This window comes from Burkholderia sp. KCJ3K979 (assembly GCF_016759955.1).
Classification (GTDB): Bacteria; Pseudomonadota; Gammaproteobacteria; order Burkholderiales; family Burkholderiaceae; genus Burkholderia; species Burkholderia orbicola.
Genome location: NZ_JACFYV010000032.1, coordinates 33,535 through 44,922, shown reverse-complemented (window position 1 = coordinate 44,922; position 11,388 = coordinate 33,535). Strand labels below are relative to the sequence as shown.

At 64.5% G+C, this 11,388-nt stretch carries 11 protein-coding genes; 4 read left to right on the top strand and 7 right to left on the bottom strand.

Annotated elements, in window-relative coordinates:
• Both H3O04_RS10450 and H3O04_RS10445 read left to right on the top strand, forming a co-directional pair.
• Positions 1-1,347: aminotransferase-like domain-containing protein (locus H3O04_RS10450; RefSeq protein ID WP_237666242.1), on the top strand; the 1,347-nt coding region annotated here is incomplete at its 5' end.
• 377 nt (positions 1,348-1,724) lie between these two features.
• On the top strand, positions 1,725-2,357 hold the full coding sequence (locus H3O04_RS10445) for a hypothetical protein (RefSeq protein ID WP_202587640.1): 633 nt from the start codon (positions 1,725-1,727) through the stop codon (positions 2,355-2,357).
• 46 nt (positions 2,358-2,403) lie between these two features.
• Here H3O04_RS10445 and H3O04_RS10440 read toward each other — a convergent pair whose 3' ends face one another.
• The 7 genes from H3O04_RS10440 to fdhD all read right to left on the bottom strand — a co-directional run bounded on the left by H3O04_RS10440 (position 2,404) and on the right by fdhD (position 8,518).
• Positions 2,404-2,946 (bottom strand): hypothetical protein, encoded by a 543-nt coding sequence (locus H3O04_RS10440; RefSeq protein WP_202587639.1) that lies wholly within the window; start codon positions 2,944-2,946, stop codon positions 2,404-2,406.
• A 368-nt stretch (positions 2,947-3,314) separates the two neighbouring features.
• On the bottom strand, positions 3,315-3,881 hold the full coding sequence (locus tag H3O04_RS10435) for a nucleotidyltransferase family protein (protein ID WP_080289195.1): 567 nt from the start codon (positions 3,879-3,881) through the stop codon (positions 3,315-3,317).
• A gap of 224 nt (positions 3,882-4,105) precedes the next feature.
• Entirely contained in the window at positions 4,106-4,363 is a 258-nt protein-coding gene (moaD, locus tag H3O04_RS10430; RefSeq protein ID WP_006498429.1) for a molybdopterin converting factor subunit 1, read from the bottom strand.
• 58 nt (positions 4,364-4,421) lie between these two features.
• Complete coding sequence (locus H3O04_RS10425; RefSeq protein ID WP_202587638.1) at positions 4,422-4,994, bottom strand: molybdenum cofactor biosynthesis protein MoaE; 573 nt, start codon at positions 4,992-4,994, stop codon at positions 4,422-4,424.
• Between the two features lie 47 nt (positions 4,995-5,041).
• Entirely contained in the window at positions 5,042-6,166 is a 1,125-nt protein-coding gene (moaA, locus tag H3O04_RS10420) for a GTP 3',8-cyclase MoaA (RefSeq protein ID WP_202587637.1), read from the bottom strand.
• Positions 6,167-6,419: 253 nt separating this feature from the next.
• Positions 6,420-7,634 carry a molybdopterin molybdotransferase MoeA gene (locus H3O04_RS10415; protein WP_202587636.1) on the bottom strand — a complete coding sequence of 405 codons (1,215 nt, stop codon included), beginning with the start codon at positions 7,632-7,634 and terminating at the stop codon, positions 6,420-6,422.
• Positions 7,631-8,518: a formate dehydrogenase accessory sulfurtransferase FdhD gene (gene fdhD / locus H3O04_RS10410; protein WP_124478285.1), complete on the bottom strand. Its 888-nt coding sequence runs from the start codon at positions 8,516-8,518 to the stop codon at positions 7,631-7,633. Before fdhD ends, H3O04_RS10415 begins: the two co-directional genes overlap by 4 nt.
• Before the next feature lie 422 nt (positions 8,519-8,940).
• Here fdhD and H3O04_RS10405 point away from each other — a divergent pair, with 422 nt between their 5' ends.
• Positions 8,941-10,341, top strand: a complete 1,401-nt coding sequence (locus H3O04_RS10405; protein WP_027807757.1) for a cytochrome ubiquinol oxidase subunit I — start codon at positions 8,941-8,943, stop codon at positions 10,339-10,341.
• Between the two features lie 2 nt (positions 10,342-10,343).
• Positions 10,344-11,351, top strand: coding sequence for a cytochrome d ubiquinol oxidase subunit II (gene cydB, locus H3O04_RS10400; RefSeq protein ID WP_027807756.1), 1,008 nt, complete (start codon positions 10,344-10,346; stop codon positions 11,349-11,351).
• The last annotated feature ends 37 nt before the right edge of the window (positions 11,352-11,388 follow it).

The following is an 11,388-nucleotide window of genomic DNA, read 5'->3' as shown; positions in this document are numbered from 1 at the left end:
CCGTCGGTGCGGCAGGCGAGCCAGCAGCACCGGATCAGCATCACGACCGTGCTGCATGCGTATCTGCTGCTGGAAAGCCGCGGGCTGCTCGAAAGCCGGCCGCAGTCGGGCTATTTCGTGAACCTGCGGCGCGACGACAGTCATGCGCCGGTACGCGAGCTGCGGCCGTCGAAGCCGATCGCGATCTCGTCGTCGGTGGACGTGAGCCGGCTCGTGCTGTCGACGCTGCGCTCGATCGGCACGGACGACGCGGTGCCGCTCGGCTCGCCGTACCCGGACCCGAGCCTGTTTCCGTTCGAGAAGCTGAACCGCTACGCGTACGCGGCTGGCCGCGACAAGTCGCTGTGGGGCGTGACCGACGGGCTGCCGCCGGGCCATCCGCGGCTGATCCGGCAGATCGCGCGGCGCTACCTGGAAAACGGGATGTCGGTGGACCCGAACGAGATCATCGTGACGGTCGGCGCGACGGAGGCGATCAACCTGTGCCTGCAGGCGGTCGCGAAGCCGGGCGACACGATCGCGGTGGAGTCGCCGACGTTCTACGCGATGCTGCACGCGATCGAGCGGATGGGGATGAAGGCGATCGAGGTGGCGACGCACCCGGAATATGGAATCGACATCGCGGCGCTGGCCGCGATCGCGAAATCGCAGCCGATCGCCGCGTGCATGGTGATGCCGAACTTCCAGAACCCACTGGGTTTCCAGATGCCGGATGAGCGCAAGCGCGAACTGGTTGAGTTCGCAACGAAGGCCGCCATACCGATCATCGAGAACGGTGTGTATAACGAACTGTATTTCGGCGATACGCATCCGAGTTCGCTGAAATCCTACGACCGGACCGGGATCGTGCTGCATTGTTCGTCGTTCTCGAAGAGCCTGACGGCCGCGTACCGGATCGGCTGGGCGCTGCCGGGCCGCTATCGCGATCAGGTGGAGAAGTTGAAGTTCCTGAATACGCTCGCGACGCCGTCGTTGCCGCAACTGGCGATCGCGGAGTTTCTCGAACGCGACGGCTACGAGCATCACCTGCGGCGCCTGCGCAAGGCGTATGCGCAGCAGGCGAACCTGATGCGCGCGATGGTGTCGCGGTTCTTTCCCGAGGGCACGCGCATTTCGAGCCCGGCAGGCGGGTACGTGCTGTGGGTCGAGCTGCCCGCGCAGGTCGATGCGATGCGGCTGTACCAGCTCGCGCTGGAGCAGGGGATCACGATCGGGCCCGGCTACATGTTTTCGATCGCGGATACTTACCGGAACTTCATCCGGTTGAACTACAGCAGCCCGTGGTCGCCGGAGATCGAGCAGGCGGTGATCACGGTCGGGAAGCTGGCCGCGGCGTGCATGCGGTGAACGGGTGCACGGTACGTTGCGCGTCGATGACGAAGCCGGCCTCGCGCCGGCTTTGTTTGGGTTCTTCGTGGATTTCGTGGGTGTCGCTGGCCGACCCACAACTGCTCCTCGATCCGCATACACCTTACGGCGGCTTCCTAGATACAACGGCCGTTCTAGTATCGTGTCAGTCTCGACGTCCGGCTCCGCCTTGGCGTCGACACCGCCGTGCGACCGGTTCGGAGGTGCGACGCAATCCGCAATGATCCGATCGAAATTGGATCCATTAGTAAATTCGGGAAGTAGGTCTGATCTGTTGCCGTCCGATGCCAGACTGCCATGTGGGTCAAAATCTTATAATGGTCGTCCGTCTACTAATTAGCGTTTCGCTACAAGAAATGACGAATCCAATGTTGGCGAACAGGAAACAGTTTGTCCAAGATCCGGCAGGCTACAGCCGTTCCGCGTGGATGCGCTGGGCGATGATCGCGTCGGTGAATGGCGCCGAGCTTGATCCTTTCAAGCAGCCAACTAGTGAAGATCTGAAGAACCCGCTATTGTGGCTGACGCAGGCAGAAGCGATGTCGCAAGCTGCATTCGTTTTAATCAAAGCTGAGCCGTCCTTCGATAACGTGCCGGCGGAAATGCGAGGCATTTGCGACAGCCAATATTGTGCCGTTGCTCTCATGTTGGTGGGCTACAGCCTAGAGGTATGCCTGAAGGCAATGATCATCGTTAAAGAAGGTGTTGAGGCGTATTCGGATGCCGAGCGAAAGTATCTGACCCATGACCTAAAGAAACTCGCAACATTCATTGCCGATCTCAACGCGAAGGATCTCGCGACTCTCGAACTGTTGACACACTTTGTCGCATGGGCCGGACGATACCCTGACCCAGGTAGCAGGTATATCGACAAACACGACAACGTCTTCGATCTCGCCGAACAGAATCAAATTTCGGGACATGACCTCTTCAAGCTCGCCGCAAAGGTAATGCAACACGTAAGCACCCTAACGGAGGCGAAGGGGTAGCGCTTAAGGCCGAATGAGCACTCGTTCGGCGACGCAGCTTGCCGTGCTATTCAATTGGCTTGATTAATTGGCGCGCCAGCTTGACAATATCGTGCGCATCATATTCGGAAAGGTGATCGATAAGCGCTATTTTCTTTCCAATACCGTTCAGCGACGTTCCCATGACAATGCCGACGTTTTTCTCTGCGTCAATCCAAAATCGATCGTGAAATTCGTCGGTTACGACATCATCGATCGAAACCTTTGGTGCGACTTCCTGCAAGACTGAATACATCGCCGACTTCTTGTTCACTTTTCTGCCATTCGTGAAGAAGGTGACGGATCTGAGTTGTTCGGAAAGTGTAGACATCATCTTCGCAAAAAGGGCAACACAGTCCGGATCATCTGAATAGAAGTATGGGTCAATAATGAATAGGTCTTTTACGCCTTTCAATTTTCCGATAAATTGCAGTATGATCTCCGAAATTTCATCGACGTGAATTCCACCATGCATCACCGCGTCGCAAGTCATAGAAAAATTGAATAACGATGAAATTCCGTTCTCAACAATATATTCGCGAAAATATTCTCTAACGTGGATTGCGTCCATCCTTGTGACGAGGAAGTGCGAAAGCTCGGGATGCTTATAGACCTCCTTTATAAAGTCCACAACATCCGATCCTTCCTTATAGATTTTGACGTAAATGATGCCGGAGTCAATAATCGTTTCCTTATTTTTTTTGACGTCGAAGTTTCAATCTGTTCGCAAGACATAGTGCGGAGCCTCGATCGCTCAATCGTTCGCGAGGCTACTCCGACCAGGGCTTCGCTGACTCACGTCCGAAATGTCGCTTAGCGGCATTTCGTCGGCGCTTGGCCCGGTGACCACTTTGGCCGACTTCCTCGCTCGCCGAACGGCAGGTTGAATCCGCAGCCGACTTCGGTCGGTAACACGCCACTTCACTGCCGGCGGCATTTCTAAACGATTATGGTCACACGGGGCCAGCGGTCCTTGTATCTTTTCTGCTGGACTCGCCGAAGATAGGTATCAATGCTGACACGCGCTGGATTGCGTCGTACCACCATGGAAAAAAGATCGTCGAGTCCGTATGGTGCGCAGACCTCTATTGTCCCGTCACTATGCAAAGTCAGTCCTACCGTCGTCGCGTACTCCGGCCACGACGCAACGGCTTGGGCCAGTGAACTGAAGGGGGACACCGGATGCCCAAAGGTGCTCTCAAACCAGAGATGAACAGCGGCCTGATTTGTGACCTCCCATGGAATTTCGGGACATGCCGCCGTGAGGCTGCGTTGGATTTCGGCATCGCGAATCGACGACAAATCGGACGCGTCGAAGTAGGCCAAATCGACATCGGCCAGGCGTGTCGGAGTCACATATCCGTGAAGTGAGTCCCAGACCAAATTGCGAATGGCCCCTGCGCCAATGCACCAGGATTTCAGGCCAAGCGCACCTGCCGCCGACAGCGCAGACATACACCAGGACGACTGTCGGGCAATTTCGATTAATCTTTCGTTGAGATTCATCGCGGATCTACGTGGCCTAAACGAGCAGAACGGCTGAGATTGTCACCAAATCCGGCCGCACCGTCGAGTGACCGGACCTGGCCGCCCGCCGGCGTTCCTCCCTGGCTGTCGCCGAGGAACCCGCGAAGAACCGTTGTTTTTCCAGACTGGCGCCGATGACCGCGTTCACGGTCGATACGCCGATCGAAATGACTGCATCGAGGCGCGCAGCCCCGCGCGTCGCCTCATCCCCCCGTCACCGGCGGAAAGAACGCGACCTCGCTATCCTCCCGCACGACGAATTCCCCGGTCACCATTTCGAGGTTCACGGCCGCCCGCACCGGGCGGTCCATCCGCAACGCGTCCGCGCTGCGCGCGTCGCGCGCGGCCAGCGTGCCGCGCAGCGCGTCGACGGTGAGTTCGCGGGCATCGATCTCGACGGTTTCCTCGTCGAGCGCCAGTTGTTCGCGAATGCTCGCGAAGTATTTGATCGTCAGTTTCATTGGAATGTCTCGAGCAAGAGCGGCAGCGGCGGAATCGGAACACACGAAGCGAACGCGCTCAGCCCCAGCGCCGCATCGCCTGGTCGTCGTGCGCCTTCGCCTCGACCCAGCCGGATTCGCCGTCGTGCCGGATCTCCTTCTTCCAGAACGGCGCGTGGGTCTTCAGGAAATCCATCAGGAATTCGCACGCATCGAACGCGGACGCGCGATGCGCGGCGGCCACCACGACCAGCACCACCGGCTGGCCGAGCGGAATGCGGCCGACCCGGTGCACGATCCTGACCGCTTCGAGCCGCCAGCGCGCGGTGGCCTCCTCGACGATGCTCCATAGCGCCTGTTCGGTCATTGTCGGGTAGTGCTCGACTTCCAGCGCGACGACGTCGTCGACGTCGCCTTCCTTGCGCACGACCCCGAGAAAATTCACCACCGCACCGACATTCGGATTGCGAACGATCGGTGCAAGCTCCGCGCCCGCGTCGATCGGCGCATGCTGCACGCGCACTTCGAAGCCGGCGGCGATCGCGGGCGCCGATTCGGGGTGCGGGTCGGCCGCGTCGACGTGCGGCGGGGCGCTGCCGGCACGCGGCGGATCGTCCGGCAGCCTGGCGCGGGATTCGGTGAAGGTCGTCATGACAGGTTCTCCAGTGGGCGGCGCATCCTGTATCGCGGGGCGGCCCGTCAGCCGCCGACGAGCGACATGCGCACGGTCGGATAGGTCTTGCCCGGCGCGCGGGCCGGCCGTGCGGCCCGGCGCTCGGAATAGCGGTCGTCGCGCTGCGTCCAGCGTGCGCGCACGGCGGCGGCGAGGTCGGCGGTCGACGCGGCGTCGTCGAGCCACGGCCGCAGGTTGGTGCCTTGCGTCGCGAACAGGCACGTATAAAGCTGGCCGTCGGCCGACACGCGGGCGCGCGAGCAGGTGCCGCAGAACGGATGCGACACGCTCGCGATGAAGCCGACCTCGCCTGCACCGTCGATGTGTGCGCAACGGATCGCGGTGGCGTCGTGCCCCGGTTCGCCGACGAGCACGAGCGGATAGTGTTCGTCGATCAGCTCGCGCATCCTCGCGGCCGGGACGACCTTGTCGCCGGACCAGAAGCTGGCGCCGCCGACGTCCATGTATTCGATGAACCGCACGGCCACGCCCGTATGCCGGAAGTGCCGCACGAGCGGCAGGATCTGGTCGTCGTTCGCGCCGCGCTCGATCACCGCGTTGACCTTGACCGGCGCGAGCCCGGCCGCATGCGCGGCTTCGATGCCGGCCAGCACGCGCGCCACCGGCACGTCGGCGTCGCTCATCCGGCGGAATACCGCGTCGTCGAGCGCATCGAGGCTCACGGTCACGCGCGACAGCCCCGCATCGCGCAACGCGCGTGCCTTCGCGGCGAGCAGCGAGCCGTTGGTCGTCAGCGCGATTTCGACGGGCTTGCCGTCGATGGTCGTCAGCGTGGCCAGCCGTTCGATCAGCGCTTCGAGATTGCGGCGCAGCAGCGGCTCGCCACCCGTGATGCGGATCTTCTCGACGCCGAGCGACGTAAAGGCGCGGGCGATCTTTTCCAGTTGCGCGAACGACAATCGCTCGGACGACGGCATGAACGCGTAGTCGGCGCCGAAGCTCTCGCGCGGCATGCAGTAGCCGCAGCGGAAATTGCACTGGTCGATGACGGACAGGCGCAGGTCGCGCAGCGGGCGGCCGAGCGTGTCGGACGGGCGGGGGACAGCGCCGGGCGATGCGTCGCCGGATGAGGCGGCGGCGGCCGGCGCGGCGGAAACGATGGCATTCACGATCGGGTCGTCGGCCTGCATGAAGTAAGCGAAGAGGCGTCGCCGCTCGGCCGTGCGGATGCCGACGTGTCGGCGCACAGGTCGTGACGAGCCTCATCGTGAGCATAGTCCGCGGCGTTTTGTCGGCAGAGACACAATCCCGCCCGAATTGCAGGAATACAGTTCGCCGCGCGGGACGCGCGACAGGCGCGGCGAATCGGGCGACGAACCGGGCGGCGAACCGGGCGGCGAAAAGAGCGAAGGCGCCGCATCGGGCGGCTATCCGGCGTCGCGCTCATGCGAGCCAGCGCGCGAATTCGTAGTACGGAACAGCGTCGCCGCGCGCGATGGTGCGCCCGGCCGGCAGCCGCGCGAGCCCGCTGGCCAGCACGAGCGACTGCAGCGTGCCGGCGCCTTGCTGGCGCAGTGTGTCGAGCACCGGCGCGCCGTCAGCGCCTACCGTACAGCGCACGCGCACGAAGCGCTCGCGCTGGGCATCCGGCTCGAAGCCGGTGTCGATCGGCAGCGACGGCACGACCGCCAGGCACGCGTCGCGCCCCTGCAGCCGGCGGATCAGCGGCGCGACGAACAGCGCGAACGCCGTCATCGCGGCGCCCGGATTGCCGGGCAGCAATACCACGGGCCGCGCATCGAGCGCCGCGAGCGCGACCGGCTTGCCCGGCTTCATGCGCACGCCCGTGACGATGAACGATGCGCCGAGTTCAGTCAGCGCCGGACGCAGCAGGTCCTTGTCGCCGACCGACGCCCCACCGACGCAGATTACGAGATCGCACTGCGCGTGCAGGTCGCGCAACGCCCGATCGATGGCGGCCGCCGTATCGGCCGCGTGCAGGCTCAGCGCGACGTCGGCACCGGTTCCGCCGACCAGCGCGGCGAGCATCGGCGCGTTGCTGTTGTAGATCTGCTGCGGCGCGCGCGGCTGGCCGCATGCGACCAGCTCGTCGCCGGTCGTCAGGATGCCGACGCGCGGCGCCACGCGCACGTCGATCCGCGCGAACCCTTGCGCGGCGGCCACGCCGACGTGCATCGCGCCCAGGCGCACGCCGGCCGGCACGAGCAGGTCGCCGGCGCGTACTTCCTCGCCGCGGCGGCGGATGTGCGACCCGCTGCGCTGGGGTGCGTCGAACGTGACGTCGCCCGCCTGTTCGTGCGCATGCTCCTGCATCACCACCGTGTCGGCGCCGGGCGGAATCAGGCTGCCGGTGAAGATGCGTGCTGCCGTGCGCGGGGCGAGCGGCGCGGGGGTGTCGCCGGCATAGCAGCGTTGCGCGACGCGCAGCGGCTCGCCGTGCGCGAGGTCGGCGTGGCGCACGGCGTAGCCGTCCATCGCGCTCTGGTCCGCCGGCGGCTGGTCGAGCACCGCGGTCAGCGGCGCGGCCAGTACGTGGCCGGTCGCGTGCGCGAGCGGCACGGACGCGGCGGCCTCGAGCGGTGCGAACGCGCCGGCGAATTGCTGCTGCGCGGTGTCGAAATCGAACAGGTGTTTCATGACGAGTGGGCCGGCTGCGCCGGTGCAAGCGGTGGGTCGAGATGAACGGCGGCGGGCGACACGTATTCGACGAAGCCGTCGTTGCGGCAGAAGCCGAGCAGCCGCACGCCGGCTTCGCGGGCGACGTCGATCGCGAGCGACGTCGGCGCCGAGATCGTCGCGATCATCGGGATGCCGACCCGCGCGGCCTTGCGCACCAGTTCGTAGCTCGCGCGGCTCGACAGGAACACGAAGCCCGCGCGCAGGTCGGCGCGGTGGCGTGCGAGCTGCCCGATCAGCTTGTCGAGCGCGTTGTGGCGGCCGACGTCCTCGAACACGTCGAGCACGGCGCCGTCGCGGTCGCACCACGCGGCCGCGTGGATGCCGCCCGTCTCGCGCATCAGCGTCTGCCGGGCCGGCAACGCATGCGCGGCGCGCGCGATCGCGTCGGCGCCGATGCCCGCGGCCGCGCCGGCGGCCGCGATACGCGGCGGGTGCAGGTCGAGCTGCGCGATGCTTTCGATACCGCACACGCCGCAGCCCGTGCGGCCGGCCAGCGCGCGGCGGTGCGCCTTCAGCGCCATGAACGCCTGCTGCGACACGGTGAGCCGCACTTCGGCGCTGCCCGGCCGGTATTCACTTTCGATGTCGAAGACGTCCGACGCGCGCTCGACGATGCCTTCGCTCAGCGCGAAGCCGAGGCCGAACGCGTCGAGGTCGATCGGCGTCGCCATCATGACCGTGTGCGAGATGCCGTTGAACACGAGTGCAACCGGGGTTTCGTCGACGACGCGATCGACGGTGTCGCCGGTGTCGCCGGTGTCGCGCGCGTCGCCGGCACGGTGGCGCGTCACCTGACACGCGGTGCTGCCGGTCGGATCTTCACGGCGAGTGCAGGACTCCATGCGGTTTTCTCCAGGCGGGGCGGCCGGCGGGCCGGCCGGGCTCGGCGCGCACGCCGAACGACGGGAATCGAGGCTGCCGGACGGGCGCCGAAGGGCGCACTACCGCCGCGGGCAGGCGTTGCATAAGATGTTAAGTGGAGTGAACAGTGCGCCGCAGGCACAGCGCCGCCACGCGGAAAGCAGTACAGCTGAGCGTCCCGCCGGCGCCGAATATGTTTTCCGTGCACACATCTTCGGCGGCGCAAGCAGCACAGTTTCAGCGCACGTTCGAGTGATTGCGAGTATCGTTGCAAACGCGATATCGTCATTCACGCTTCGATGCCGTGCGAGCGATCGCTTGTGTTCGCATGTGTCGTCGCCAAGCCGTCGCGCGATTTCCTGCTTCGAGCGTACGTCCTCACAACCACGAGCAAATTACGGTCATGGAAATCTTCGATGCGTTCCATCTCGCCCGATTGCAATTCGCATTCACGGTGTCGTTCCACATCGTGTTCCCCGCGATCAGCATCGGCATGGCGAGCTTCCTGGCAGTGCTGGAATGGCGCTATCTCGTCACCGGCGACGCCGCCTACAAATCCATGTTTCAGTTCTGGTCGAAGATCTTCGCGATCGGCTTCGGGATGGGCGTGGTTTCCGGCGTCGTGATGGCGTACGAGTTCGGCACCAACTGGGCCGGGTTCTCGCGCGTCGCGGGCAACATCACGGGGCCGCTGCTCACGTATGAAGTCCTGACGGCGTTCTTCCTCGAAGCCGGCTTTCTCGGCGTGATGCTGTTCGGCTGGCAGCGGGTGAGCCCGCGCGCACACTTCTTCGCGACGCTGATGGTCGCGGTCGGCACGCTGATCTCGACGTTCTGGATTCTCGCGTCGAACAGCTTCATGCAGACGCCGCAAGGCTACAAGATCGAGAACGGCCTCGTCGTGCCGGTCGACTGGTTCAAGATCGTCTTCAACCCGTCGTTTCCGTATCGTCTCGTGCACATGACGATCGCGGCGTTCATCGTCGCGGGCTTCATCGTCGCCGCGTGCGGCGCGTGGCACCTGCTGAAGGGGCGCCGCGACGAGCCGGTGAAGCGCAGCTTCTCGATGGCGCTGTGGATGCTGCTGGTGCTCGCGCCGATCCAGATCGTCGTCGGCGACGCGCACGGGCTGAACACGCGCGAATACCAGCCGGCGAAGATCGCGGCGATCGAGGGGCTGTGGGAAACCGAGAAGGGCGGCACCGCGCTGAACCTCGTCGGGCTGCCCGACATGCAGGCCGAAACCACGCGCTATGCAATCCAGGTGCCGCACCTCGGCAGCCTGATCCTCACGCACAGCTGGGACGGCGAGATCCGCGGGCTGAAGGAATTCCCGCCGCAGGACCGCCCGTATTCGCCGATCATCTTCTGGACGTTCCGGATCATGGCCGGCCTCGGGATGCTGATGCTGCTCACCGCGCTGCTCGGGCTGCTGCTGAGAAAGGGCGGGCGCCTGTATGAAACGCGCTGGTTCCAGTGGTTCGTGGTGGCGATGGGGCCGTCGGGCATCGTCGCGCTGCTGGCCGGCTGGATCACGACCGAGGTCGGGCGGCAGCCGTGGACCGTGTACGGCGTGCTGCGCACCATCGACTCGGTCTCCCCGCTCACCGCCCAGCAGGTCGGCGTGTCGCTGCTGGTCTTCGTGGTCGTGTATTTCCTGGTATTCGGAACGGGTATCTACTACATGATGAAACTGATGAAGCGCGGGCCGGCGGCCCAGGCCGGCTACATCGAACTGCACCGGCATCCGGGGCTGCGCAAGAGCGCGCTGTCCACGCCGCTGAACGTCACCGAGGCGGAGTAACCATGCACATCGATCTTCCTGTCGTCTGGGCCGCGATCATCGGCCTCGGCGTATTCATCTACGTGATGCTGGACGGCTTCGATCTCGGCATCGGTCTGCTGTTTCCGTTCTTCGACGCGAAGGCCGAGCGGCAGGTGATGCTCGACACCGTCGCGCCGGTGTGGGACGGCAACGAGACGTTCCTCGTGCTCGGCGGCGCGGGCCTCTATGGCGCGTTCCCGGTCGTGTATTCGACGCTGCTGCCGGCCAACTACCTGCCGCTGGTGCTGATGCTGGTCGGGCTGATCTTCCGGGGCGCGGCGTTCGAGCTGCGTGCGAAAGCCACCCGCACGCAGCACATGTGGGATCTCGCGTTCATCGGCGGCTCGGCGCTGGCGGCGTTCTGCCAAGGGATCGTGCTCGGTTCGCTGCTGCAGGGCATCAAGATCGAGAACAACCAGTTCGCGGGCGGGCCGTTCGACTGGCTGTCGCCGTTCAGCATGATGTGCGGGATCGGCGTGCTCGTCACCTATGCGACGCTCGGCTGCGGCTGGCTGATCCTGAAGGTCGACGGCGAACTGCAGCGCAAGATGCGGCTGCTGATGAAGCCGCTCACGGGCGTGCTGCTCGCGGTGATGGGCGTGGTGAGCCTGTGGACCGTGATCGGGCTGCCGGCCGTCGCGCACCGCTGGTTCGGCAGCGGCAACCTCGGCTGGTTCCTGCCGGTGCCGATCCTGGTCATCGCGTGCGTGTGGGGCATCTTCCACACGGTGAAGCGTGCGCACGAGGCCACGCCGTTCCTGCTGACGCTCGCGCTCGTGTTCCTCGGCTACACGGGGCTCGTGATCAGCATCTGGCCGAACATCGTGCCGCCGTCGCTGACGATCTGGGACGCGTCGTCGAGCCATTCGAGCCAGTTGTTCGCGCTGGTCGGCACCGTGATCGTGCTGCCGATCATCCTCGTGTACAACGCGATGCAGTACCGCGTGTTCCGCGGCAAGGTGCGCGAGGGCGATATCGGCTATCACTGAGCGGCAAGCGAGGTGACGGGGCGCGGCGGTCGCGTAT